This window comes from Candidatus Formimonas warabiya (genome assembly GCF_002777255.1).
Taxonomy (GTDB): Bacteria; Bacillota; Dehalobacteriia; order Dehalobacteriales; family Dehalobacteriaceae; genus Formimonas; species Formimonas warabiya.
Window position 1 is genome coordinate 3134297 of record NZ_CP017634.1, and the last position, 26383, is coordinate 3160679.

Annotated in this window: 24 protein-coding genes; 13 read left to right on the forward strand and 11 right to left on the reverse strand. The window is 40.1% G+C overall.

The genetic code is table 11. The features are described 5' to 3' along the window. Positions 1-215: 215 nt before the first annotated feature. Positions 216-818: a cupin domain-containing protein gene (locus DCMF_RS14430; protein ID WP_148135068.1), complete on the forward strand. Its 603-nt coding sequence runs from the start codon at positions 216-218 to the stop codon at positions 816-818. A 269-nt stretch (positions 819-1087) separates the two neighbouring features. Here the strand turns inward: DCMF_RS14430 and DCMF_RS14435 are convergent, their stop codons facing one another. The 4 genes from DCMF_RS14435 to DCMF_RS14450 all read right to left on the reverse strand — a co-directional run bounded on the left by DCMF_RS14435 (position 1088) and on the right by DCMF_RS14450 (position 4103). After that, entirely contained in the window at positions 1088-2284 is a 1197-nt protein-coding gene (locus tag DCMF_RS14435; protein WP_148135069.1) for a transglutaminase-like domain-containing protein, read from the reverse strand. A 486-nt stretch (positions 2285-2770) separates the two neighbouring features. Further along, on the reverse strand, positions 2771-3031 hold the full coding sequence (locus DCMF_RS14440; protein WP_148135070.1) for a hypothetical protein: 261 nt from the start codon (positions 3029-3031) through the stop codon (positions 2771-2773). Positions 3032-3207: 176 nt separating this feature from the next. Beyond that, positions 3208-3510 carry an STAS domain-containing protein gene (locus DCMF_RS14445; protein ID WP_148135071.1) on the reverse strand — a complete coding sequence of 101 codons (303 nt, stop codon included), beginning with the start codon at positions 3508-3510 and terminating at the stop codon, positions 3208-3210. 20 nt (positions 3511-3530) lie between these two features. After that, complete coding sequence (locus DCMF_RS14450; RefSeq protein ID WP_148135072.1) at positions 3531-4103, reverse strand: hypothetical protein; 573 nt, start codon at positions 4101-4103, stop codon at positions 3531-3533. Between the two features lie 652 nt (positions 4104-4755). Here DCMF_RS14450 and DCMF_RS14455 point away from each other — a divergent pair. From DCMF_RS14455 to DCMF_RS14470, 4 genes are all read left to right on the forward strand, one after another. Then, positions 4756-5085: a hypothetical protein gene (locus DCMF_RS14455; RefSeq protein ID WP_214659351.1), complete on the forward strand. Its 330-nt coding sequence runs from the start codon at positions 4756-4758 to the stop codon at positions 5083-5085. A gap of 80 nt (positions 5086-5165) precedes the next feature. Further along, positions 5166-5765, forward strand: a complete 600-nt coding sequence (locus DCMF_RS14460) for a tetratricopeptide repeat protein (protein ID WP_214659352.1) — start codon at positions 5166-5168, stop codon at positions 5763-5765. A gap of 59 nt (positions 5766-5824) precedes the next feature. After that, the gene (locus tag DCMF_RS14465; protein ID WP_236860333.1) at positions 5825-6160 is read left to right on the forward strand and encodes a response regulator transcription factor; all 336 of its coding nucleotides are present in this window, start codon (positions 5825-5827) and stop codon (positions 6158-6160) included. 508 nt (positions 6161-6668) lie between these two features. After that, positions 6669-7364: a reverse transcriptase N-terminal domain-containing protein gene (locus tag DCMF_RS14470; protein ID WP_148135076.1), complete on the forward strand. Its 696-nt coding sequence runs from the start codon at positions 6669-6671 to the stop codon at positions 7362-7364. A gap of 115 nt (positions 7365-7479) precedes the next feature. Here the strand turns inward: DCMF_RS14470 and DCMF_RS14475 are convergent, their stop codons facing one another. The 7 genes from DCMF_RS14475 to DCMF_RS14505 form a co-directional block, all read right to left on the reverse strand. Beyond that, complete coding sequence (locus DCMF_RS14475) at positions 7480-8490, reverse strand: site-specific integrase (RefSeq protein WP_148135077.1); 1011 nt, start codon at positions 8488-8490, stop codon at positions 7480-7482. Beyond that, a complete protein-coding gene (locus tag DCMF_RS14480; RefSeq protein WP_148135078.1) occupies positions 8477-9457 on the reverse strand; it encodes a tyrosine-type recombinase/integrase in 981 nt (326 codons plus the stop codon). The genes DCMF_RS14475 and DCMF_RS14480 overlap by 14 nt, the downstream gene beginning before the upstream one ends. Beyond that, entirely contained in the window at positions 9450-10685 is a 1236-nt protein-coding gene (locus tag DCMF_RS14485) for a site-specific integrase (protein ID WP_148135079.1), read from the reverse strand. The genes DCMF_RS14480 and DCMF_RS14485 overlap by 8 nt, the downstream gene beginning before the upstream one ends. Positions 10686-10839: 154 nt before the next feature. Continuing rightward, entirely contained in the window at positions 10840-11550 is a 711-nt protein-coding gene (locus DCMF_RS14490; RefSeq protein WP_214659353.1) for a reverse transcriptase domain-containing protein, read from the reverse strand. 835 nt (positions 11551-12385) lie between these two features. Next, positions 12386-13270: an IS3 family transposase gene (locus tag DCMF_RS14495; RefSeq protein WP_148135080.1), complete on the reverse strand. Its 885-nt coding sequence runs from the start codon at positions 13268-13270 to the stop codon at positions 12386-12388. Further along, positions 13267-13569: a sigma factor-like helix-turn-helix DNA-binding protein gene (locus tag DCMF_RS14500; RefSeq protein WP_148135081.1), complete on the reverse strand. Its 303-nt coding sequence runs from the start codon at positions 13567-13569 to the stop codon at positions 13267-13269. Before DCMF_RS14500 ends, DCMF_RS14495 begins: the two co-directional genes overlap by 4 nt. Positions 13570-13801: 232 nt before the next feature. Beyond that, entirely contained in the window at positions 13802-15268 is a 1467-nt protein-coding gene (locus DCMF_RS14505; RefSeq protein WP_148135082.1) for a sigma-54 interaction domain-containing protein, read from the reverse strand. A 442-nt stretch (positions 15269-15710) separates the two neighbouring features. Here DCMF_RS14505 and DCMF_RS14515 point away from each other — a divergent pair, with 442 nt between their 5' ends. The 8 genes from DCMF_RS14515 (at position 15711) to DCMF_RS14550 (ending at position 26143) form a co-directional block, all read left to right on the forward strand. Beyond that, entirely contained in the window at positions 15711-17153 is a 1443-nt protein-coding gene (locus tag DCMF_RS14515; protein WP_148135084.1) for a trimethylamine methyltransferase family protein, read from the forward strand. A gap of 112 nt (positions 17154-17265) precedes the next feature. Then, positions 17266-18045: an epoxyqueuosine reductase gene (locus DCMF_RS14520; protein WP_148135085.1), complete on the forward strand. Its 780-nt coding sequence runs from the start codon at positions 17266-17268 to the stop codon at positions 18043-18045. An 86-nt stretch (positions 18046-18131) separates the two neighbouring features. Beyond that, positions 18132-18779, forward strand: a complete 648-nt coding sequence (locus tag DCMF_RS14525; RefSeq protein WP_214659354.1) for a DUF1638 domain-containing protein — start codon at positions 18132-18134, stop codon at positions 18777-18779. 564 nt (positions 18780-19343) lie between these two features. Continuing rightward, positions 19344-20300, forward strand: a complete 957-nt coding sequence (locus DCMF_RS29695; RefSeq protein ID WP_236860281.1) for a DUF4180 domain-containing protein — start codon at positions 19344-19346, stop codon at positions 20298-20300. A gap of 13 nt (positions 20301-20313) precedes the next feature. Then, positions 20314-20574: a hypothetical protein gene (locus DCMF_RS14535; protein ID WP_236860282.1), complete on the forward strand. Its 261-nt coding sequence runs from the start codon at positions 20314-20316 to the stop codon at positions 20572-20574. 967 nt (positions 20575-21541) lie between these two features. Beyond that, positions 21542-22813, forward strand: coding sequence for an MFS transporter (locus tag DCMF_RS14540; RefSeq protein WP_214659355.1), 1272 nt, complete (start codon positions 21542-21544; stop codon positions 22811-22813). A gap of 1196 nt (positions 22814-24009) precedes the next feature. Beyond that, on the forward strand, positions 24010-24498 hold the full coding sequence (locus DCMF_RS14545; RefSeq protein WP_236860283.1) for a hypothetical protein: 489 nt from the start codon (positions 24010-24012) through the stop codon (positions 24496-24498). A 160-nt stretch (positions 24499-24658) separates the two neighbouring features. Further along, entirely contained in the window at positions 24659-26143 is a 1485-nt protein-coding gene (locus DCMF_RS14550; RefSeq protein ID WP_148135089.1) for an FMN-binding glutamate synthase family protein, read from the forward strand. Positions 26144-26383: the final 240 nt, after the last annotated feature.

The following is a 26383-nucleotide window of genomic DNA, read 5'->3' on the forward strand; positions in this document are numbered from 1 at the left end:
TCTCTTGTATCAATGGACTCCAGTTGTATCAAAGATTGAGAACTTATTTAAGATGATTAAACTCAAACTTTGATACTAATTAACGTTATAAATAATATTAGATGGGCTTGACTATGAATATTAGCAAAATCCAACTCCAATGTATGGGTTCATACACATCCCGAACGTAGAGAACATATGATAACATAAAAAGTCTGTGAAAGGGATGAACAAAAATGTATTTTCCGTATAATCCGTATCCTTGTCCTTATTACTTTTGCCCAACAAGGTATAACCCGGGCAATATGAACAATGTTTGTAATATGTATTCATATCCCTACTACCGCAACGAACCAATGCAAAACTCTAGCTTTCCAAACCAGTCTACTAAACAGTATAATCCACCTGTTAATCAATCAAATAATGGTCCTATTATTTTGAAAGATTATGGGCCGGCACCGTTTGTAGTTAATATCGAAGAGGCTACTAAACAAAATAACAATTTCCGTACTGCTTTATGGACAGGAAATCATCTACAGCTTACCTTGATGAGCATTCCTGTTGGGGAGGACATTGGCTTGGAAATACATATCGATCATGATCAATTCATACGTATTGAAGAAGGCCAGGGGATTGTAAAGATGGGTGATAGAAAGGATAGGCTATATTTTCAAGAAAAAGCGTCTGATGACTATGCGATCTTTATTCCTGCTGGAACATGGCACAATCTAATCAATACTGGCAATAAACCAATTAAATTGTATTCCATTTATGCGCCCCCTCAGCATCCAAAGGGAACTGTTCATGCAACTAAGGCAGATGCGGAAGCTGCTGAGTAAAACTACAGCTTTATATAAAATAGCCTTCATGATAATCAAATTATCATTGAAAGCTATTTTTTTATGTCAAAAAGAAAAATTAGCTCTATCCCAACGTTCCGTAATTAGCTTCACAATGTCATCTTCTTTCTTCTAAAATCGAAAAACTTTTTTACTTAACGTATCCATCCCAAACGGCTTAAAAGCGGTTGTGATAATTTCTGTATTTTAATGATTTACACACCTAGTATTAATTACATATACTCCCGCCGCAAGCAAGGAGTTTTTTCTTACCATTCCCCCTGAATTTCAGAGGATCTGTGATCAGCAATAAAATCAGGTTTATCGAAGTAGTTTCCATTGCGCCCAAAAGTAGTATCGACATTTATCCATCTTCCTTCATCGGAAGAATAAACTTGATTCCAAGCGTGACCGCCCCATGCAGTTCCGTTGTATCCCAGCCCTGTAACCAGGCGGACTTTTAGACCTACTGCCCGACACATTGATACATAGAGACACGAATAATCAAAACATATGCCTTTTCTGGTATTAAACGCAATGATTGATCCTGAATCAATTTGATTAGTACCACGATTCACTTCAACTGCTTTGTTATAATCGTAGTCAATATTTCCAACTATCCATCGATAAATTAAATATGCTTTCCTGGTACTGCTTTTCTCATTACCCACTATTACGCTGGCAGTCTGATTAATATCCGCATTGGACTGAACAGCTTTGTCCAGGGTGACCCCATTAAAGTACTTAATGATAAGGCCGTTGTCTGGTTGCTGTAACGATGGATCGGTTTCATATCCCTGGCTGTCGTCCGGAATAACTATTTTCATGGTATCGGCTATAGATTCATTTATAATAACCGGAATGTTTTTAGCTAAATTAGAATTAAGAACCGGAGATAATACTTCTGCATGCAGTTTTTGATAAATACCTGATTGATTCATCCAACCAGATAACGCCGGAGATGGATTATAATAAGAAAAGAAATTAAGTGCCATACCTGCCAGAAAAACAAAAACCGCCACTCTGGGAACCTGTATCACAGCCCCGGTAATACTTTTTACAACTTGACCCCCGGCGGCTAACAAAGAATACAATCCGTCAGACAACGGGCACAGAACAGATCGGTAAAATACACCTTGAAACAGTCGCAGGATAGACGAGATCAATAATAGTATTATGGGTACGATCACTATATAAATCAGAACATCCTGTCCATAGAGAAGGGTCTGGATGTCTGGCGGAATCAGGCTATAGATTTCCTTGAAGCACCCGCTGGTATGATCAAAAAAGACCCCTTTGGTCAGGTATATGGAAAAAAACAACCCTGCTAAAAAAAGCAGATTGTCAAACAAAGACCAAAGAGAGCGGCGAACCCCTTCTCTGGTAAATTGCTTAAAAGCACCTATTATGACTGGTAAAGCTGCAATCAAAACTAGCGCCAGGGTTATTGGATTAATGTTTAACAAAACTTATCATCCCACCAACATTTTTTACTTTTTATTATAATACCTATTGGCAATTGAAATCTCATGGTTATTCCTTCCATGTAAATGTCAAGACCTACTAAACTTTCTATAATATCTTTAAACAAAAAAGAACTATGGATTTTTTCACAGTTCTTCTTCTAAAATTTGTGGATTAATAGTGAAAAAAAGATTTTTGAGATTATCTAAACTCTGCTGCCAACCGGACCAACAAATTTAGACTTTGTTTATTCTTTAATTTTCTGTCGTTACCCGCAGCCAATCGATATAACAAAGTCTTTTTGTGTTCCCGTTATCAAGCTTCATACGATCATCCCCCACATGCTATCATCATATCATAATCTATCTCTTATATAATACATTCTTTCAATATGGTTGTATCATAAATCCTGGAATCATCCTATGATTAAACTATTTTCATTAGTGTGAGAATTGTGAAAATCTAAGCCTTCAATCTTCTTTGTAGATTTATCTTTTTAAATACCTTCGGATGCAGCTTGTCCTACTATCAATTTTAATATGATTTTCACAGTCTTCACATCGTATATTTGCAAATGGACATAGTTCTTTACAAAAATGCTCAGATGCAGCCGCAACCGCATTCAGTGCATCATCTGACAGCTCGATTACTCTATTTTGTGATTTTTCATATGATTTTTTCATTTTATTAAAAAGTTCATCTCTAAATCTTGCCTCCTTGGAAAAATCATACTTTGTAAAATCAAACATTCCTTACCCCCATCCCAAGTGATATGAAACAGACTTATTTGGCTTTTTGCAAAACTTAATATCTATAAATCACCTTATCTCTTATTAGGATAGACACAAATTCCTGGTTTGTTGAACAATAGAAATTTGATTGATTTTCACTTCATTCACAAAGTATATCTTATTGGCTGCATTGCTTATTCAATAGTTAGTATTCCCGCAAAACCAGTCACTTCAAACACTTCCTTAACATTTTCGTTTGCATTGATAACTTTCATTGTTGTAGCAAGTGCATTCATTTTCTTCTGTGCTGTAAGGAGCACTCTAAGCCCTGCACTGCTTATATAATCCAATGCTTCAAAATCAAAGACAAGATCTATTGACCCCTCTTCAAATACCTTTGAAAGTTCTTCCCCCAGTTTGCTGCTGGTTACAGAATCAAGTCTGCCCGAAAGTGTCAAGGTTATTACATTTTCATTCTTAGTTCTTTTTATATCCACAATAATTCTCCATTCTCTTCTTATTTTGATTTTTTTATAACAAGCTCTGCATTATTGGTTAAAACTGTTACATTAATATCGGTCGCAAATTTTTCTATTATAGATTGTTCAATACCCTCAAATTCATCTTTTATCGACTTGTCTTCCTTCTTATCAGAATTCCATGATTCGCTCATCGACCAATAATAAGGAATCACAGAGCAGCTTAAATCATAGCAGCAACCAGTAGCCTGCATACCTGCACCAAAAAATATTTCATCCATAATCATGCTTATTCTGCCAAGAATTCCTTTTTTAGGCGTATTGGTTTTATCTTTTGACATAGCTATAAAATCTTTTTTTTGATTTTCCTCAAGAAAAGTATTTACCTTTATATGTATATCAAAATCCTTATCACTTGTTTCAACCCATAGTTCTCCATTATTGAATCGCAGGATATTGGAAATTGCCTTTGTACCCTCCTCTGCAAGAAGTCTGACAATAAGTACGTCTCTTGAATCAAACCCATAATAGTTTGCCAGAGCTTCTACCTTAACAAACGCTTTTTCATTTAGTTCTATTGTACCATCAAGCTTTAGTACATCACTTTTCATTTTTTTCTCCTCCTTAAATTTTTCTTTATTTCCATTGATATTGTGTTCTTGTTGTTTAGGTATTCTTCCTTAATGTTTCAGCAAAATTATTAATAATTGCATAGCTTATATCATCAATTCCGGACTTTATAACCTCAAGGCTGCCATAGGTTTCCGATAAATGTGATATACTTATCATACTCTCAGTTTCACTCCTTCTCAACCATTACTTTCATATCTGCTAAGCGCCAATACAGCTTTCTTTCTCTTTCAGCTTGAGTTTCATTTTTGCTTTTGCTCATTTTCGGATCTGTTTTTTTCCGATGTAATCGAGAAGAAGTATGAATAGCAGAAAATGATAAAGTATAATACTGCCACCATTATGAGGGGTACGAAGCATTATTAAAAGTAGGCTCAAACAGCTGTTCCGGTGAAGAAATACGCTCAATCGAGCTTTTTCTGAACAAATTACTATCCATGTTAAGGCCTCCTTTAACTCAGTTGCTTCTTGTTTTATTTTTTTCCACATCTAATTTTGTTTACATGCTCATTTTGTATGCATATTATGCAGCTATCCATTCCCGGAGTTTTTTCAAGCCTTTTTATAGTAATCATCACCAGATCTACTAGTAACATGAATTTTACAGAATTATGGTTTAAGGGTATATGCAATGTGATATCCCAGCAGCAATTAAAATTCAATTACCATGAAATCCGTGACTACTGCACAATGATGTCAGATATGATCTCAGAGGACAATTTCAGAAAAATCAATGAGTATACCGATGGATGGATTTCCCTGATCTATATCATTCTGATGGGGCTGGAAAAAGGTATTCCTGTTGGAATGAGCAGCTTTATTGACGAGTTGATTGAAAAGGCAATGTTTAATGCTTATGAAAGCCAAATTCAGAATTTTCTTTTAGATCTTTCGATCATGAATAGCTTTACTGCAGATCAAGCCTTATTTGTTACTCAGGAAAAAAAGCTCTTGAAATATTAAAAAAATTGCATCATGAAAATGCATTTGTTAATTATGATGAAATAAATTTACTTTATATTTATTTCAGGGACCAGGGCACCTTGAAAAGCATCATGCAGATTGTAGCCGATAAATATGTAGTATACTCCACCTTTGCAAATGGAAACGGAACAGGTTCAGATTATTTAGCAGAAGCTGAATATGCCTTGGAGACCGGAGATTGGTCAAATGCGGAAATATCTAGCTTCAAAACAATTTACAAAGCCCGTACAAAAGACCAGACAAGTATTATTATCTGTGCAACCTTTAACCTGATGAAATTATATATCATACAGGGCAAAATTAATGAAGCCATAGATATGTTAAAACAGCTTGAGAATGATATATCAGAAATGAATAACCCCATACACAATAGCGCGATTGAATTGTGCAAAGGTTATATATATGCCTGTCTTGGCCAATCTGAAAAAATTCCCTGGTGGCTGCAATCAGGAGAGATGACCGAAGCTGATATGTTTTTTCAGGGGATTGCCTTCAGCTATATCATTTATGGAAAGGCTGTCATGCTTTCTGGCAAATATTTGGAGCTTGAAGTACTTACAGAAAGTTTTCAGGAGCATTTTGCAATATACAACAATCAACTAGGTTTTATACATAATGGTATTTTTGAGGCAGTTGCAAAATATCATTGCACGGAATAAACGAAGGAGCAGCTGCGTTACGGGCAGTACTGGCTAAAGGTCAGGCGGATGATATCGTGATGCCTTTTGCTGAGAATGCTCCCTATATTATTGAAATCCTAAAACAAATTGTACATACCAGTTCATACAATAAATATTTCATAAAGGTATTATCCTGCTGCGAACAATACTGTAAGAGCCTCCAAAACAGTCAGACAAGCAGTATCAGGCTGTCTCAAAGAGAAACAGAGGTACTAGCACTTACTGCTGAGGGCTTAAGTAGGGAAGAAATAGCAAAGCACTTAGTTGTTTCGGCGGGTACTGTCAAAACGCACCTTCAGAATATCTATCAAAAACTTGAAGCAAATGGAAAAATTTCTGCAATTAGAATCGCAAAAATGCATGGGCTAATTTAATAAATGAAAGGATGGATATTATTTATCATGATAAGGGAGTATCAATAATTTTGTGGTGCGCCTGAACGTAGGCATGATGGAGTAGGTTGCGATACCTACCAAGGGAGACTATCCCCTTGAAACTAATCATAACTGCATTTCTGGAAACGGGGATGTGGGGAGCAATGAGAAATGGTGAATTTGTCAAGCTAACGCCCATGCTGAGACGAACACCCGTGAGTATAGTATGGTTAAACGAAAGTGAACCTCTGCTAGAAGCTTCGTTATTGGGAGCGTACCTTGGGGCATGATCGGGTATGTTTTGATGGTGGCTGCGGTATTCACAAATTACTACAGCGATAGTTCAAAATCATCCGGAGTAAAGGAGGAGCCTAACCTATACAAGTCATCTTGCCGAGAGTTCAGGAGAGCCTAAGGAGTCTAACTCTATGGCTGAGGAAACAGAGGGAAGCCTCTGTAGCTATCGAGCTTTGAAAAACTGTTACAAGGAGATAAAAAGAGCATAGCAGTGAAAAGAGATAATCTTTACGCTATACCTACGGAACAAGCACATCTAAATGTACGTAACCTCCAACGCAGATTAGTAAAAGCGGCTGCTGCAAGAGAAGGTAAAAGAATAAACCAGATTATGAGGCTTATGCTGCATTCATATTCCTGCAAAGTAGTTGCTATTGAACAGGTCACGCGAATAAACGACGGAAAGAAAACTTCAGGCATTGATGGCGTGACCATACTTTCGGATAAAGAAAGAGCGAAAGCTGCCAATCGTTCATACCTTAAGGTCGAGAAGAAACCTGTTAAAAGGGTCTACATCCCGAAGAAAAATGGCAAGAAAAGACCACTTGGAATTCCAACGATTCATGAAAGAATACAACAAAAGATATTCCAACTGATCATGGAGCCACTATACTCGGTATGGGGAAATAAAAACTCATTTGGATTCAGGCCTGGAAGGTGTACGCGAGATTGCCTTGAATTAATCTGGATGTGTACTGTGAATACAAAGAAGACCAGAATACTTATCGATGGTGATATCAAAGGATGTTTTGATAACATCTCTCACGAAAGGCTCTACGAATTAATTAAACCCTATACAACTCCGACAATGCGGCAACAAATATGGATGTCGCTCAAATCCGGTGCTGTCGAGAAAGGTGTCAAATTAAGTACAGAAGCAGGTACGCCCCAGGGTGGACTATGCTAAGCTTAGCATAGTCCACCCTATGCAAAGTAGAAGACTATGCAAAGAAAGAGCCATTTTCCTTTAAAATAAGGCATTCTTCCTGGTTTTACTTCGCATAGTATTCTGCTTATTACTGTTACAGCTCAGAAAGCCACTCCATCAGGTTGCTGTTTTTACTCCAGTCTGGCAGGTTGGAATCCACCAAATCCGGATAGGCGTTTTCCAGTGCTTTACGTTTGAGTTCGGCATCGGCTCTTGCATAAAGCTCGGTAGTCTTGATGTCACTGTGGCCGAGAAAGTCACGGATATAGATCAGATTCACACCGGCCTGCAGCAGATGTACCGCCTTGGAATGCCGGAGCATATGGCACCGCACTTTTTCAGGCACTTTTTCAGATGATTCATGTGCGATGACAGCATATTTGTTGATGACATAGGCAACTCCTTCTTTCGTCAGCTTATTGTGCTGCTTATTCGTAAAGAGCGGATGGCTGGCCTTATGTGCCAGATCAAGCCTGTTCTCAGAAATATACTTTTCCACGAGCACCGCCGTATTCTTCATGATGGGAACCCGACGGGTTTTATTGCCTTTTCCAGTAAGTATCAGTACCGGATTGCTCCCGGGAACAAAGTCTTTTACCGTAAGGTCAATAATTTCCTGCACTCTGGCTCCGCTGTCATACATCAGGCTCATCAGTGTAAGATCTCGACGTCCCTGTGCGGTGGTTTTATCCGGCTGTTCCAGCAGGATTTTAATTCCTTCCGGTGATAGATGTTCCACTACGGCCTGCCGTTTCTTTTTTACCGGAATGGCAAGCACCTTCTGATAGTGATACAGGGATTCCGGAGATTCTGACTGGGCATACCGGAAAAACGAGTGGATGGCAGTCAGTCTCAGGTTACGCGTGGAAATGGAGCTTTTTCTTTCTGTTTCCAGCCAGTTCAGGAACCGCTCAATCAGTTCGGATGAAAGCTTCTTCATCGTGAGCTTTTCAGCCGGAATTCCTTCTTCTCTTTCATAGAAAAGAATGAGCAGTTTAAAAGTGTCCCGGTAAGATTTGATGGTATTTCGGCTGACGTTCTTCTGTATAGGAAGATAATCCGACAGGAAATCGGTCAGATGCATGGAGAAATCAGTCGGTCTCATGGGAGAAATCCTCCATCTGCGGAATGATATCCCCTAAGCACTTTTCCAGCTTCACCCGTATATCTGGAAAAACATCGGCTGTCCATCTGAGGTAGTAGGCAGTTTCATTGAAAGTCTGATGCCCAAGATAGGTACGCATCATCGGAATCAGCACCATGAGATCCTGGTCATGCTCCGCCCATTCTTTCAGACGGTAAACACAGTATGCGTGCCTTAAGTCATGGACCCTTGGCCCGTCACCGGTATGGGAGATGCCCGCTTTCCAGAGAAAACGGCGGAAGTTCTTATAAACGTTTCCGACCGTCATCGGCTTTCCGCCATAACCGGGGAACAAGTACCTTTCCGGTTCAGTAAAAAGATGGACTTCCTTGGCATACTTCTGGAGCCTTAGTGTCATGGATTCCGGCATAGGAACCAGACGGCTGTTGTGGTTCTTAGAATCACGGATGGTAAGTACACCTTGATCCAGACCGACATCCCCAACAGTCAGCAGCCGGGCTTCCGAGCATCGCAGGCCACAGGAAAGAAGCATCCGGAAGAACTCGGGCATGACCAGATGGCGGTATGGGACTTCCGAACAATAGTGGCATTTGTCCGTCTCTGCAAAGAAACGTCTTAGCTCATCTGGAGTGTAAATATGAGGCACATACTGCTGGCCGGACGGATAATAATTCTTTGGAAGTATCCATGCATTGATCCCGATGCTGCCCAGGTACTTTGAGAACTGACGTACGACAGAAGCCCGGGAGCAATGGTTTGCAGCTGTTTCATGCATTGTTTTGGAACACCAGCCAGTCACGGCTTCTTTGGAAAGAGTGTCCGTTTTCGGATATTTCACTGCAAGATAGGTATCAAAGCGTTTTAAGATACCGGGTTCCGTGTTGTATTTATAACCGACAGAGTGCTTAAGCGAGATGAAATCCTGCATTTCCTTTTTGAATGGTCCTGTAAAAACTGGTTCAGCCAAGACGGAGCACCTCCTCGAAATCCAACGGGCATTCTGCCAGCCGTTTCATATCTACCTTGAGATATACGGCAGTGGAATTCGTATCCAGATGACCGATAATATCAGAGATAACGGGGAGCGGCGTATCTTTTTCCAGAAGTACGCTGGCCATGGTATGACGCAGGCTGTGCATTCCCCGGTGTTTTTTGGATACCGGAATATGTGCTTTTACCATATATGCCTTTATCAGCTGATTCAGATGATCCCCTTCTGAAAAAGGAAGGAATGGGGCCATATGGCGCACAAAGATACACGGGCTGTCAACCTTTGGCCTTCCGTATTTCAGGTAGTCGATCACTGCCCATCCGACCTCCGGTACAAGTGGAAGCTCCATGGGCTGTCTTGTTTTTGACTGGACGAAACAGAGCTTCTTCTCTGTCCAGTTGAAGTTTTCAAAACAAAGGTTTTTGATATCGGTACAGCGCAGACCGAGCCGGCATGCAATCAGGATGATGGCATAATCCCGTTTTCCTTTCGGGCTGCCACGGTCAATGGCACTGATCAGTTGTTTCAGTTCCTTGTGCGTCCATACAGAAGGGATAGATGTCTGCTTTCTGGCTTTCACCATCGGCATTTTTGCGGCAAAATCAATCTGGACAAGGTCTTCCTGGTAAAGGAAACGGAAAAAAGCACGCAGGGAACAGATATGCTGCTCCACAGTCTTGTAGGTAAATCCTGCCAGTGTACGTATGTAAGCATTAATGACGTCTAGTGTAACAGTGCTGAAATCTTTCATCTCCTGTGTGACCAGATAATCCATCATGTAGGACGACTGCTTCACATAGTGGTCTGTGGTTGCTTTGGAATAGCCCTTTTTCTCACAGTGTTCCTGAAATCGGCTGCTCATTTCCAGAAAGAATGGTTCCGTCAGGATTGTCTTATGCTTCAGATAACGTCGGAGCACCGCATGATGAAGCTGAAAATCGCCGATCATGCGGATAACACGCAGTTCCTGTGTTTCTGCCTGCGGTAGAGTCCTTGCAAAGTCATCATGGGTGATGCCGAAGAATTCCTGAACAAAGTCCATGCCGAGCTGTTCCGTGTAATAGTATTCGTCACGGTCCTGTGCATAGGCCATCAGCTGGTTCCAACGTCTGCGGTAAAAAGTCATGCTTCCCTTGGTATAACCAAGCCGCAGAAGCTCCTGTTCCAGTTCGGAAATCAGGTCTGGTAAGAGTTTTTTCTCCATAAAAGTACCTCCGATATGATATTTTTGAGAGCGATTCTCATAAATATCCTCGGAGACTATGCAAAGTAAAGCAAGAAGAAATGGCTTAGACAAAGGATTTTCAGCGTTTACTTTGCATAGTTGCTTTCTTTGCATAGGGTGGACTATGCTAAGCTTAGCATAGTCCACCCTGCTGAGTGCCCTCCGGATTAACTTTGACTTCGTTCATTATCCCCGTTTTGAGCATTTGTTTAATCAACATAAGAATGCGTCGATCCCGGATACCAAGATGCCAAAGTTGTTTGATTAACTTAGTATGACTAATGGTGTCAAAGAATTTTGAAATATCGCCTTCAATGACCCAATGATACCCAGTTTGGTGAACGATGTTTGTTATCCTTTCCAGGGCCATGTGAGCATCCCGGTATGGCCTAAACCCATAAGAGTGGTTAAAGAACTGTGCCTCTAAGATGGGTTCGATAACAAGGCGAATACACTCCTGAATTACCCGATCGAAAATGGATGGAATACCTAAAGGGCGTGTTTCCTGTTTTCCTGGTTTTGGTATATGCACCCTGCGTATTGGAATGGGTTGGTAGTTCTTTAGGCCTTCTTGTACGGCATGAATTACTTCCCCAAATGGCTTCTCCAGAAAATCCCTTATTGTAGTATCGTCAGAACCAGGTGTTTCTGCACCTCTGTTAGACTTGATGTTGTGAACTGCGGTCTGAATAGTAATTGGGGATGAGATAATCTCCAGCAGACCTTTAAATTTCGGTTTCTCTCCACGTTCTTTGGCCATTCTTGCTTTGGCATAAAGTTCGTCTAGGTAGTTGTGTAGATCCCATTCGTTCTTCAAGATTGGATAGTCAGATTGTTGCTCCAAGCAGTCCTCCTTTGTATGGAGTATTGGTCCTGCTGGCTTTAGTCAGTTATGGTCCACGCCTTCCCTGACAGTTGACTTGCTTATTTAGTATGATTGACTATGCCCCTTCGCCATGTACGCGACTTTCCCGCGCTCGGACTACTACGGGCTGCTGCCCCACAGGTAATGCGGTCATTTCTTACCGCTTAGGGATATCAGCCTTTACCAACTTTAACATTCCCTCCTGTGGTTCCGTTGTTCCCCGTAACCTAGCTTTACACTGTGACTTTAGCCTTCTCCTCTGGCCCGCCAGTCGCCTTTTTATCCTTTGCTAGTTGGACGCAAGGCCCCATCCCTCTTCGGGAGTGAGACAGACAAAAAACCCTATATTTTTACGTCTGCGGCATGGACCCCACTGGGGGGTGAATACCTTCATTTTGGTATCCCGCATTTTACGAGCCTTACATACGGAGATTTTCGGTGAATAGGCATGGCCATTTTATAGCCCCCCGACTACATTCCCTTACCATCGCAGGTTCGGTTTTCGCCGACTTTATCGAGCTTCGTACACTTTCGTGGTAAACCGGAGGTGCACGTCGAAGCTTCAGGGACGGGTCTGCTAGCATTCAGACCGTAGCAGGAACTACCCCTGCCAATTCGGTTACAGAGTTCAGATATGTTAAACACATTCTGCCAGGGTTTTATTGACCATTTCTGGTCAGGTTAACCTGGAACAACGCGCACATAGGGCAACGCTGAGGAGCGACCCGAGCGGCTTACAAGGTTTGGCTTATACGAATGGGGCGGTCGGTTGACCGCTCTTTTCATTCGGTAAGGAAAACAAAAGCGATAAACCTCAGGGGTTCGGGGACGGCGTCTCCGAGAGCCTTGCAGCGGCTTCCCTTTCCTCAAAAGGCGTTAGGCCATTGCCCTGAATACGCTCGTAGTTGTAGTATTGGACAAATTCATCGGTCAGTCTCTCGGCTTCGGTAAGCGTTTTCGGCTTTTCGAGATAAATACACTCCGTCTTGAACGTGCTGAAAAAATTTTCCGCCATCGCGTTGTCACCAGGTGTTGCGGGCTTGGACATGGACGGAGTTATACCATTTTCAGTAACTTGAAAATGGTAGTCCCACGATCGATACTGCCCGCCGCCGTCGCTATGAAGAATCAGGTCTTTCGGCGGCGTTTCAGAAGCGACAGCCGCTTCTATCGTATTTTTGACGAGCAAGTAATCCTGCCGCTTCGCCGTCTTATGCGCCACGATAAAGTTGCCGCATAAATCTCGGATTGCCGACAGATACAGAGTTCCTTCCGGCACAACAATATAGGATATGTCCGTCACCCATTTTTGATTCGGTCTGTCCGCACTAAATCCCCTATTCATTACGTTCTCGTAACGCAAGTTTCCATTCGGCTTGTAGTTAAACGGATTTTTACGGCGGATAACTGATAGCATATTGTTCCTGCTTGTAATCCGCCACACCTTTTTATGGTTTACAGTCAGCCCCTTTTCGCGCTTGAGCCATTTGACGATCCTCCGATAGCCGAAGCGTCTCTTATGTCGTTTGTGGCATTCGGTAATTAAGTCAATCAGATCCTTGTCCGGATTCCCGCATTGCCCACGATTCATCCAGTCATAATAGCCGCTTCGTGAAACGTCATAAAACTTACACATTACAGCAACAGGATATTTTCCCGTAAATCGCTTGATGATAGCGTAAAATTGCGATTTTCTCACCCTCTTTCTGTCAGTATGAGAAAATTTCGCAGCAGATCTACCTCCATCTCCAACCGTGCTATACGATCTTCTTGGGAATCGGTTTTCGGGGTACGGCTGTGAATGTCCTCCTTGCGGACAGCCTCTTTGCGGCGTCCGGCCTTATCACGCTGTGGAATCCCCATCTTTTTTCGGTACCTAAGGCACCATGATTTTATTGTATCAAGCGGAATATTCATGGTCTTCGCTATGTATTGATAACTTTCGCCATCTCTGAAGTACATATTCAGAGCTGTTTCCTGTTCTTCTAAACTTCGCATAATTGATCACCTCTTGCCATATTATGGACAATTCGGTGTTCATTTATGCTGTCCGATTTTGGGGTGCAGCTATTTTAGTATGCATTTTAACTGTCCGAAATCAAGGGGTAAGTGCCGGCAGAAATCCCACCTATCGTTGAAAAGTATAGGCATCGTTAAAAGGTTTGAGAAAACGTTAAAATATACTTCCATAGAATTAAAAGAAGACGAATCTAAAGGAATTAGACAATGGCTAAGTATGGGATGGATCTGAGGTGTTGTATCCGATACCTAATTTACGCAGACGATAATTGAAATTTTGTCGGGATAAACCAATATTTTTGGCGGCGGTTGAGGAAACGCCTTTACTTCTTGCCAGGGCTGCTTCAATGAACATTTTTTCGCATACCGCGAGAAAATCGTTTAACTTTTGATTTTGTTCTATCAAAGGTGAAATACTCTGATTTGTTGATAATCCTTGCTGACTGATCCTTGTCCGTAAAATCGCAGGGATATGTTCCAGACTGAGTGTAGTGTCAGCCGATTGAGCGAAAGTCATGGCGCATTCAATTGTATGCCTTAGCTCCCTGACATTACCTGGCCAATGATACTCTGAAAACAGATCGATGATGGCGGGATCAATGCGGGCGATATTTAAGGATAATTCGGTATTCATTTCAGAAATAAATCTATCAAGAAATACAGGAATATCTTCTTTGTGATGCCTGAGGGGCGGGATATAGAGGAGCTGTGTTGTCAGCCGATAGAACAGGTCTTCGCGAAATTGGCCCTTTTTTACAGTTTCAAACAAGTCCTCGTTGGAGGCGCATATAATACGACATTTAATGGGACGTTCGCGGTTGTCGCCAAGCCGTTTTACCGTTTTCTCCTGCATCAGCCGCAGTAGTTTTGGCTGCAGATGTAAGCTGAGGGAATTAATCTCATCCAGAAAGAGCGTACCTCCTTCAGCCTGCTCAAAAAATCCCGGTGCATCAATGGCGCCGGAAAAAGCGCCCTTCACAGTACCCATCATTAAGGCTTCCATTAATGTATCCGGAATAGCTGCGCAATTGATCGCGACAAAAGATTTATTGGCAAAAGGACTGGCGTTATGAATCCCCTGCGCGAAAAGCTCTTTACCCACTCCGGTCTCGCCGATAATCGTGACAATAGATTTTGTCTGGGCTATGCGTTTTGCTTGAAGGATGACTTTAGTCATAACCGGACTGGCGCTGATGATGTCATTCAGACTGAACTGGGTGCCATTATGCCGCATTTTTGGGAGATGTCTGTCGAAATTATCCATTAACTGCTGCATCAGTTCATTAGCGGAAGAGACGTCCCGGCCAATTTCATAGACCGCTGCAATTTCGCCGTTTTCAAAATAGGGATATGAATTTAAGACCAAATCCACTTTTTTCCCTGCCGGCGAAAGGTAGGATATGAACTGGTTGAGAATGGGCTTTTTACCTTTTAGGACAGCAGAACGCTGATAATCATCGACGGGCAGTGTTTCGGAGAGATAGATGTCACTGTCCTTGCAGCCCAGCATCTTTACTTGTTTGGTTCCCTCAATTTGCTCAAAGGCCTTGTTATAAACCAGGATATTGCCTTCTCTGTCGGCAGCATATACGCCATCTGAAACACGGTCGATGATAGCATGCAAAAGCTGGTTTTCTCTGCGTAAGGATGCCAATTCTTCTTCCAATAGATCCAGCATCAAGATAACCTCCTTATAGACAGCGAAAAAAACTGTATAAAAATATTTTCATTTATGATGTTTAATTATATTAATCATATTGATTATTATTCAAAATAGCAATAAAAACGAAAAAATATTTTTACAAATACGCAAATGATAATATTATCAGCACTTTTTACCGTTGCATCTGTAAAAATAATTTGTAATTGTAAAAAATAATTTTACATCTTGCGGCGTAAGAATGTTTTCTGCTTTTCGGTAACCAAATTTGTGATTTGCCTATTTTGTGCCCAGGCAACAGCTGCAAGGGCTGATAGCCTTTTATTGCTGCATGGCCTTTTTGTTTCTCCTGAAAAGAAAACAAATAATTGGCATCAATATTGCTTTATGATAATGCGTATCAATAATCACGTTTGGATATATGATCACTTTTATAGCGAACCATCAGGAGGAGAGTTAAATGATCAGAAGCAATAAAACCGTTAATGAAGGAGTACGTTTTGGCCTGCTGTCCCATGATCAGATGCAGGATATCCATAACTCAGTTCTAGATATTATGGAGAATATCGGCATGCATGTTCAATCCAAGAAGGCAATCAATATTTTACAGCAGGCTGGAGCCCGCGTGGAGGGATCCTTGGTTAAGCTGCCTTCCTATTTGGTGGAAAATGCTCTTGTTTCTGTGCCGTCCAGAATCGTGCTGTGGGACCGTGACGGCAATCAGAAAATTAATCTCAGCGGATACAATTCCTACTTTGGACCAGGCTCTTCCAATGTCTACATCATGGATCCTTATACCGGAGAACGCCGGAGGCCCACCAGCACAGATACAATTAATGCCATGAGGGTTGTTGATGCGCTGCCAAACATCGATTTTGCCACGGATTTTGGTACCATCAGCGATGCTCCTGTAGAAACAAATGATCTGCACCTTCTCAAAATTATGATGAACAATACCCGTAAGCCCATTTTACATTGGGCAAAAAATCTGAAGAATCAGATGGCGATGACAGAAATGGTTGCTGCTGTATCAGGAGGTCTTGATTCTTTCGTGGAACGACCCTCGGTTTGCTGGTTTACAACAGCCGTTTCTCCGTTGATTCAGACAGAAGAGGCGATTGAATGCTTGATGTATTGCGCGGAAAATATGATCCCAAATTGTCATGTCAGTGCACCCATGTCAGGAGGGACATCACCAGTGACTGGTGCCGGGACGGTTGCGCTCTCTCTTGCGGAAACCATGTTCGGGGTTGTACTCAGCCAATTGGTCAGGAAAGGTGCGCCCTGCTTTATGGGGTGTGTTGACGGCCCAATTGACATGAAAACCATGATCATGAGTTACGGGAATCCTGAGTTCCAATTAATGAATGCCGCTTTTGCGGAAATGGGCCATTATTATAATATCCCCACGTGGGGCGCTTCTGGCTGTACCGACGCTAAGGTCGTTGACCAACAGGCGGCCATTGAGGCTGCCTTCTCAATTATGACCCAGAGCTTTGTGGGTGCTAACCTTATTAGCGATAATGGATTTCTGGAGGGCGGAACGCTGGAATCCATGGAACAGCTGGCGATGTGTGATGAGATCATCGGGTACGCCCGGAGGCTCCTGATGGGTCTGACCATCACAGACGAGTCACTTGCCACTGATGTCATAGGCCAAGCTGGACCTCGGGGCAACTATTTTGACAAAGATCATACCTTTAAGCATTTCCGGGAACTATGGCGTCCAACGCTCCTCGATAGAAACAAGTATGATGTTTGGGTGAAGGATGGAAAGACAACGATGGGCGAGCGGCTCAATGCCAAGGTCAAATACTTGATCGATAACCATAGCCCCCAGGCGATATTGCCTGATGAAATAAATTTGAAATTGGCGAGAATTATTGCAGCAGCGGAATCATAAATTCGGCAGATGAACCTGTCGATCACTTCTTACAGTCATCAGAATAAACCAGAAAGAATCATCGGTATTACTGCATTGAGCAAAACGATACTTTGATCTTGGGGGAAGAAATGTGAATAACGAAATTGTGGAGTTAATTGTGGGATATGTGAGGAATTATAAAGCTTCAAAGAAAACAGAAACTGATTGGCGAGATCCTGTAATTGGATTTGCTGATGCCCAGGATCCATTATTCCCAAAATTAAAGGAATTGATTGGACCCAATCACGCTCTTCCTTCGGATCTTGTTCCAAATGCTAAGTCTGTAATAGTCTTCTTTATACCTTTTTCTAAGGAAGTTGTTGATAGTAACATTCTTGGAGAAGAAAGTTCAAGGGAGTGGGACATTTCAAACATTGAAACTAACAATTTAATTAACGATTTATGCAAATACCTATATGAAAAGATAACTGCCAAAGGCTTCAAGGCGTCATTACTTCCTGCCACGTATAATTATGATGAGGAAAAATTGATCAGTGACTGGTCCCATAGAAGTGTTGCATATATTTCGGGAATAGGTAAATTTGGACTCCATAACATGTTCATTACGAAGAGCGGGTGTTGTGGAAGATTAGGGAGTGTTATAACTGATATTGAGTTAACCCCCACAACGAGAACAGATGAGGAGTATTGTCTTTATAAGTATAACGGTACATGCAAAAAATGTATAAAAAAATGTGTTAATAATACTTTCCAACTACAAAATAGTAAAGTGTTTTTTGATCGTAAAAAGTGTAATGAACAAATTTATGACAAGATTGTTCCGGAATATCCAATTGGTTTGGGAGATACATGCGGAAAATGCATGGTTGGTGTACCTTGTTCGTTGGCAATTCCGAGAAAAATTGAATAAAATAATGTTTTCAAAGTATTGTGAGTTATGTTGCATTACCGGCATTATGTCTATAAAGACTATCAATGATTTTTGGGAGGTTAATAATGAATAATACGAAGATTTTTGCTTGCCAAACCTTGGAGGATGAGATACTTGAAATACTGCCCGGAAATATAGATCATGAATTTTTGGAATATAGGTTGCACCGTACTCCTGATAAGCTGCGCGGGCAGCTTAAGAAAAGAATTGAGGAAGCGGAAGAATATGATACTCTTCTGTTTGGGTATGGATTATGTTCCAACGGGGTAGCCGGTTTGAGCTCCCAAAAGCATAAAATAGTGGTGCCTAGGGTACATGATTGCATCAGTCTGCTGCTGGGTTCAAGAAATCAGTATGATGCCCAATTTGAAAAGCATCCAGCAACTATTTATTTAAGTAAGGGTTGGATTAAGCAAAAAGGTGACCCTATGTCCGAATTCTATGAGTATTGTGATAAATATGGAGAAGATAATGCCCGTTGGTTAATTGAAGAAGAATATAAAAATTATCAGAGGGTAGTGTTTATTCATACTGTGGGAGACTGTGATGAAGATGTGAAATACAGTAAGGAAGTGGCAGGTTTTCTTAAGGTTAAGTTTTGTGAAGTCCAAGGATCTTTGCGTTATTTTGAGAGATTGGTTAACGGGGAGTGGGACACGGAATTTCTTGTTATTCCTCCTGGTAGAACGATTTCATTAAACCACTTTATGTAAAAAAATTAGCGTTTTGGCCGCTACTCCAGATATCAAAAAGTACTAAAAACCGAATATCATTATCCCGGATTTCTTGAAACAAAGTATCTTCTCGACATAGTAGAACGGCGCTGAACCCCCTTGCAAAAATGCACCCCCAAAAAAGAAAATGCACCCCCTCGTAAAACAGAGGGATGTATCGTTAAATTGTATCAATATTTGAGTCATTAGACAAAAACAAACGTCAATATTGTACAATGTTGACGCGTGAAAAATCGAGCCGCCTCGACAGGCGGCTTTTTTACTTTTTTGAGGCCATTTCGTGAAAAGATGCACCCGCACTCCGGCACTTTTCAACCTTACGTGAAAAGATTAGGGGTATCGTGAAAAAGTGCAACCACCTATCATCAAAACCTCGCCGCCTGTAGGCTTTTGTCCGGCAAGCGGCGAGGCTTTTGTGTTCAAAGTACTATGATATTTTTCAAACAAAAGCAGACTTTCAGTCTAAAAAGCAAAAACTCTCTAGACTTATTCCGTACCATATGATACTATTAACATATGATAGATATTTGGAGGAGATGTATTATGTCATTAAACCATGTAATCCTGGGACTTCTAAACCGAGAACCATTGACTGGATACGAAATAAAAAAAATAATTCAGCATACACCTTTTATGTATTGGTCTGGAAACAATAACCAGATATATAAAGCATTTGTTGAATTATTGGACGAAGGCTTTGTTACAAAAGAGGTGCAACATCAAGACGGCTCACCGTCAAAAAATATCTACACGATCACCGACGATGGCCTACATGAGTTTAAAAGCTGGCTGCTTTCCGTGACTGATGTAGCGGTTTTCAAAAAGCAATTTTTGATTAAACTTGCTTTGGCTAATCAATTAAAACGTGGTGATTTGGAAAACATGCTGGCGTCATATGCCGATGTAGTTAAGATGCAAGCTGTTTTATCTGAAAGAGAACTCGATAAATGCTATTTTGCTGAACAAGAGCCTTCCGGCAAAGTTTTGTTCTTAGATTTGATACGAGAAAATATCTTGTCCTTTTATTCCAGCGAACTTGAATGGGTTCAAAAGGTAAAAGAATTTATTGCAGGGCTGCCGGATGAGAGCAGTATTATGACGGAAGCTGTCATACAAAAAGAAAACAACGAGGTGGAATCAACAATGAACTATCAAATAGTGGAAAGACAAGGGAAAAGATATCTGTATCTCACAAGCAGAGGCTCCTTAATTCATAGGGAGCAAGATGCCCTTGACATTATTTCACTTTGTATTGAACATGACACGAACGCAGTGGTTCTGGACGGCGATAGCCTTTCAGATGATTTCGTGAAGTTAAGGACAGGCCTTGCCGGCGCCGTGCTACAGAAGTTTGGAAACTATATCAAAGTAGCTGTAACTATAAAAGGCGGGCAGAATTTTCCTGTGCGTTTTCAGGAAATGGTTTCCGAGCTTAGCACCAGAAATACATTTCGCATATTTACCAATTTGGAAGATGCCGTAAGCTGGCTATTACTATAGAAGAGGAATCAAAATGACAAACACATTTGCATTTAAAACAACCGAGGGCAGGAATGCCGTATACAAAGCGTATGATACCTTTCTTGGCAACATGCGGATTCCTCATGAAGAAGTCAATATTGACACACGCTTTGGAAAAGCTTTTGTGATAGCGGCAGGTAAAAAAGATGCGCCCGTTTTGGTATTGCTTCACGGTAGCGGCATAAATTCAGTCATGTGGATCGGGGACATGGTAAAGTATTCCGAGCATTATAGTACTGAGGACGAGGTCTAAATACCTATCATGAAAAGGTGCACCTGTCTTTTTGAATTTGCATCCGCGAAGACGAAAATGCACCCGCGCAGATTCAGCCGGAGCGAGCGTGAAATTGTATCAATATTACCGTCATTAGACAAAATACAAAAATCAGACCTGTCATAGGGTCTGTTTTTTATATGCTCATAAACTTTCCATAAAATAATTCTTTTTGCTTTAATAAATCTTTTGAATACCTACCATTTCCGGGGTAACTTTTTTGTATTCTGATAAAATAAGCCTAGCTCTTGCTTTTTCCCGAATTATTACTAGGTATGGAGTAATTTGTTCAAGGGGGAAGATTGCTACATTGTATTTTATGTTTAATGTATATGAATTCTTGTGTTTTTCTGAGCTGTAATTCTTTTTTCTTATAATGGGTTCCTAAGCCGGTTGTATTTTTTATCCATTCTAATAATTTCTAAATCAACACATGCAATGCTGATTAGTGGTGATGGCTATTTGTTGTTGTGAAATTTTACCGAGGAAAAAGAGTTCTAGGTTTACCAGAATTTTTTACCTGGAGATAAAGAACATAAAGTAGAAGAGAAATTGATGCGCAAAATATTTATGCAGAATAATATAAGATAGAAGGTTAAAGTTTGTAATAATAAGGAAAAACAATTTGCAAAATATCTATGCGGATGCAAAATATTTTTGTAAAAGAGAAACTTTGTAAAAAACTTTCAGCTGTTTGATAGCGTTTTTTACTCTTTATCTCAGATCCTGTAGAACATATTCTTAATTTTTTTACTGATTGGGAAACGTTTTTTGTGCATACTTGGTCAGGTAGATTATATTTAGATATTAATTATTGGCACAATATTTGATAAGTAACTATTTTAGTAAGAAGTAGTATAGTAATAAGGGTACACTGAGATAAGGCATATGGAGCATTATAAAGGGTCAACAAAATATAATTAAAAAATGGAAGAAGGGTTGCATAGTGTCGAAAAATTATCAAACAATATTGTACGTTTGTTGTCTAACAAGTTTTATTGCGATTACATATGCTTTTGGAAGGTATATTTTTGCTGTTATCACTCCGGAGATTGCGAAAGATTTACATTTAAATTATGAGTTTGTGGGGCGGATTAATGCTTTCCAGATGGGTTTATTTCTCCTTTTTTCGTTCTTTGGCGGTTTTATGTCTGCGGTTGTCGGAGCCCGGCTTTTAATATGCTCATCAGTAATGCTGAGCGCATTAAGTTTGGTTAGTTTATATTTTGTCCATGATAAATGGATACTGTTTACAATTGTGGGTATACTGGGAATATTTGCTGCGACAGCATGGGTTCCCATGGTCGAACTTGTAGCCAGATCGATAGCTGAAGAAAACCGCGGAAAGAGTTTAGGGATTATTGCTAGTGGCACTTCTTATGGCGTAATATTAAATGGTATGCTGATTCCTTACATCCTAATTACTTATCATTGGCAAACAGTCTGGCTTGTGTTTGGGATCATAAGTTTTATTATTGGCTCGTTTGGAGTGTATGTGGTTTATTCGGTTAAGAATACAGCTTTGCTTCCAAAAAGCGATCCAGATGAAATGAAAATTGAAAATAATTCAGTTGATATTACTACAAATAGTCCAATGACTAAGAATTATTTACAATATACTCTTTTAATTCTGCTGGTTATTGTGACCGGATTATATTTGATGCCATTCCAGACCTATATCGTTCCATTTATCCAAGAGGATTTAAGGTTAAATCATGAAATTGCTGGAATTAGCTGGAGCCTATTTGGGATCTTAGGCGTGGTTAGTGGTTTTTTTGCTGGCATATTGGCTGATAAGTTTTCTGCGAAAAAAGCGATGATTATAATGTATGGGATCTCGGTGATAGCTATTTTAGTTTTACTTATATTTCACAATTCTGCTTGCGTTTTATTATCCTGTGGAATTTTTGGTTTATCATTTTATGGATTATTTGGCTTGCATCCGACCTATGTTTCGAGGATGCTCCCACCGGAAAAGACTGCTAAATTATTTGGCCTTTTGAATGTTGCAATTGGCTTTGGTGCTATGATAGGCAATTATGCAAGTGGTTATATTAAAAATGCCTCAGGTAGTTTTATTAATGCTTATATGCTAATGGCCGTTTTATCACTATTGTGTTTAAGTATTTGTTTTGGTATTAAGGATGATAGAAGTCGTGCAATAAGCAATTCTTATGGTATTAAGGAGGTTGGTAATTTTGTTAAAGAACAGCAGTGAAGAAAAATTAGTTGCGGTCTATTGCCGGACAGCCCTTTGAGGTTTAGTAATCAAAGGGATGCTAGGGCAACTAAAAATTTTAAAAATATGTCAATAGAGCAGATGAAATATCATTTAATTATTTTAAAAAATATCAAAAGAGATATTCTTTCGACGAGTTCATTCCAGGTGATAAACCACTTCGTGTAGATACAGTAGTGATTTCCACTCAACATGATCCAGAGATGGGCCTTGATATCATATGATAGAAAAAGTGATTCAAGGCTGTTATTACTGCGAAATTATTAAAGAAAACGATCATATACTTGTCACGGGATCAGGAAAACCAGTTAATGGGACTGATTGAAGAAAAGGGGCATATTGAAACTATACACTATGAATATTGCTCAAAACTTTCGACCATATTGAAATTGGGCCAGATGGTATGGCAGAGGTCATTTTCCTTGCCGGAATAAAAGTTAAAGTAGGATAATTGATGATTATATGGAAATGAAACCCGCAGGGCTGGCAGATTGCTGACCTTGCGGGATTTTTTTGTTTTTTAGAGAAATGTGCCTCTATAAATATGTTATTTGAGATTTAGAGGGAAGAGTTTTTGGTAGGAGATATTTTTTAAAGCCTAATTGAACAAAATGTATTTCCATTTGAGGTAAGTATAGTTTGGGCTCCGTCTTGATAACAGAATTGATAGTATATTATGTAGGAAGTTCCGACACTTAAACCTGATAATGTTCAGTCTGGTAATTCTCTCTATTTACCAGAAATATTTGATTGGAAATGATGGAAGAATAATCTTTAGCCTTATTACCGTATACATGGGAGGCATAAGTATATGAAGATTTCGATTTTTAAGTCCGCCAAAACTGGTGTTGAACAATTAAGGTTTTACAGGGTTTTGGATTATATTCTTTCAATGAACCAATTTTATTTATAGTTTTTATTTTATGGTTTTCATTTTATGGTTTAATGTATATTCACCTTGAAAAAATCTCTTTAAAACCGGGAATAAAAAGATCTGATAAGTAAGTTTTTAAAAGGGGAAGAATGTATGTGCCTCAAAGGAATGACAAGCTAATGATATTGATATAGGCAGGAAGATCATAAGATTCGAATTGTGTAAAGAATCCGAGGTGAAAATTTTGAAGAAAATTAAGGATAGGTTTTTGTTAGGTGTTATAGCAGGGTTAGGGGGTAATATGGAAAAAATTACTGTAGAACATTTCTTTAATAGAACTGGCCTCTCCAAAAGTAACGGCTATACAACTGCTGCCGGAATATTTCTAAAAAAATCGGATATTCCAAAGCAGTACGGTAAACTAGTCGGTTATATTGCAGATAACATGATTGCAGGAGGACTTGGTGTCACCTGCACTTATTGGGCTACTCTCATGGGGAAAGATAATTATTTGTTAAAAGGCGCAGGTTTGGGAGCTGCTGAATGGACTACTTTGTACGGAGTCTTCTCTAAACTAGGTGCCACAGCCATATTTCCTGTAAAACCGAAAGATGCCCTAGCCACTTACATATCTCACCTAGTTTTTGGTGCGACCAAAATGGCCATTACCGTAAACTTAGGTGATACACGTTTATTTAAGCCTAGTAATTTAACTTTGGAGATAGATGAACCACAGAGTCTGTTTCCTAAATCTCAGAGCCGGGATAAACTTAATACCAGGGGAGAATGAACAAATCTCTATATTTTAAAATATTAGTGCTGCCCTATCCATGAACTTTGCGGATTGGGGTGGGGTAAAATTGCAAATACTATTTAAGGTCGTATTATAAGGGATAAAATGGGTTTCTTCAGTAGAGGCTGTCAATGAAGGATGGAAGTGATATAATTCTATGAATAAAAAACGGGGCAGCTGTTCATTCCTAGCAAAAATCTTCTCCGGTATTTCTATTTCCGGCATAGTTGGTCAGTTAAAACAACGAGGCATTAACAAAAACGAGCTTAACAGTAATCAAAAAAGAATACTGCTAGGAAGTATACCTTTTGCTTATTTTGCACTTAAGACTATTGTGCGTAAACTAACCCAAAAAGAAATTGGCGATGTACTTAAGACGTTGACTACAGATGAGTATAGTAAAAATATGATGGAAATATGGACCGGTTTCAGACGTGCAGGAATTGATAACATTTTAGAAATCAACTTAAGAGCTACTCAGGGGACTGTCATTAATCGACCGGTGGGGACTTCCAAACAATTTGTTGGATATGATAATCTAATGTTCACAAAACCTCCGCAGTTAAAGAAACTTCCAAAGCCTGGTGACACCCCTGTTGATATGAAAGTTACTATAGGCTCAAAGGCAGATAGGCCATTAATTACTAATATTCCTTTACTGATTTCCGGCATGGCTTATGGAGTAGCATTAAGTGAGTCCGCAAAAATAGCTTTAGCAAAAGGTGCAAAGAAGGCCGGGACTTCAACAAATTCAGGCGAAGGTCCGTACCTCCGGGAGGAACACAGGGAAGCCGGCAAATACATTTTGCAGATATCGCAATGGCCTTGGGGATTACGTACCGATGAAGAAATAGCTTCAGCAGATATGTTGGAAGTACAAATTTCTCAAGGCGCTCAAAGTGGTAGCTTTTATCTTGCTCCAGATGAAGTAAAAGGTAAAGCCAGGGAGCTTATGGGTTTGCCTCATAATCAAGGAATAAGCAGATTGATAGCTCCGCCAGGTGTTAATAGTGAAAAGGATTGGCCAATACTGATTAATGATTTACGCAGGAGAGCCAAGGGAATCCCGATAGGTGTAAAAATGATGGCAACCAATTCGCTTGAAGAAGATTTAGCAGTAGCGATAGATTTAGGTTTTGATGTTATAGCTATTGATGGAGCACAGGGCAGCGCACTTGTATCAAATCCAACGATGCAGGATGATTTCGGGATTCCAAGTCTTCATGCACTGGTTCGTGCTGTCCGATATTTACGTGAACGTGGAATCCGGGATCAAATAAGCCTGATTGTATCCGGAGGGTATTTTAATCCTGGAAGCTGTTTGAAAGCTCTGGCTTTAGGCGCAGATGCAATATATCTTGGTACAGTCCCTTTATATGCTCTAGTCAATAAGCAGCATAAAAAAGTAATACCGTGGGAGCCTGCTACAACTCTTGTAAGCTACAGCTCAAAAAATAATAAAAAATTAGACATAAATCTAGGTGCTGAAAGAGTAGCTAATGTGTTACGATCCATGGTGGTGGAAATGGAGCAAGTCATTCGCGCCTTAGGCAAATCATCAATTAAAGAGCTTAATCCCGATGATTTAGTTGCTCTCGATGACTTCTCTGCTGAATTAACTGGTGTAAAAAGAGTATATTAACACTTAAATAATCTTCTAAAAGTAACCGGCCAGAATACAATGAGGTTGACATAATATAACTCATAAGTGATGTGTGCCAGCCTGTATTTTGTCATTTATCCTAAGGGAACATAGGCCTTAACTTGACACAACTAATATTCTGCCCAATAAATGATAGTAAATAGAATGTTTTAAGACAATTGGCCCTTTTTGGTAGTTATATAACGAACTTTAGCAGTGCCGATTTTTATTTGCACCCCC

Bases quoted from the DNA above. Each gene is read 5' to 3' on its own strand.
- DCMF_RS14505 (WP_148135082.1), bottom strand. From the start codon at position 15,268: ATGCTGGATCTATTGGAAGAAGAATTGGCATCCTTACGCAGAGAAAAC.
- DCMF_RS14550 (WP_148135089.1), top strand. From the start codon at position 24,659: ATGAATAAAAAACGGGGCAGCTGTTCATTCCTAGCAAAAATCTTCTCC.
- DCMF_RS14535 (WP_236860282.1), top strand. From the start codon at position 20,314: ATGACAAACACATTTGCATTTAAAACAACCGAGGGCAGGAATGCCGTA.
- DCMF_RS14485 (WP_148135079.1), bottom strand. From the start codon at position 10,685: ATGGAGAAAAAACTCTTACCAGACCTGATTTCCGAACTGGAACAGGAG.
- DCMF_RS14475 (WP_148135077.1), bottom strand. From the start codon at position 8,490: ATGAGACCGACTGATTTCTCCATGCATCTGACCGATTTCCTGTCGGAT.
- DCMF_RS29695 (WP_236860281.1), top strand. From the start codon at position 19,344: ATGTCATTAAACCATGTAATCCTGGGACTTCTAAACCGAGAACCATTG.
- DCMF_RS14500 (WP_148135081.1), bottom strand. From the start codon at position 13,569: ATGCGAAGTTTAGAAGAACAGGAAACAGCTCTGAATATGTACTTCAGA.
- DCMF_RS14515 (WP_148135084.1), top strand. From the start codon at position 15,711: ATGATCAGAAGCAATAAAACCGTTAATGAAGGAGTACGTTTTGGCCTG.
- DCMF_RS14525 (WP_214659354.1), top strand. From the start codon at position 18,132: ATGAATAATACGAAGATTTTTGCTTGCCAAACCTTGGAGGATGAGATA.
- DCMF_RS14440 (WP_148135070.1), bottom strand. From the start codon at position 3,031: ATGTTTGATTTTACAAAGTATGATTTTTCCAAGGAGGCAAGATTTAGA.
- DCMF_RS14450 (WP_148135072.1), bottom strand. From the start codon at position 4,103: ATGAAAAGTGATGTACTAAAGCTTGATGGTACAATAGAACTAAATGAA.
- DCMF_RS14545 (WP_236860283.1), top strand. From the start codon at position 24,010: ATGGAAAAAATTACTGTAGAACATTTCTTTAATAGAACTGGCCTCTCC.
- DCMF_RS14465 (WP_236860333.1), top strand. From the start codon at position 5,825: ATGCCTTTTGCTGAGAATGCTCCCTATATTATTGAAATCCTAAAACAA.
- DCMF_RS14430 (WP_148135068.1), top strand. From the start codon at position 216: ATGTATTTTCCGTATAATCCGTATCCTTGTCCTTATTACTTTTGCCCA.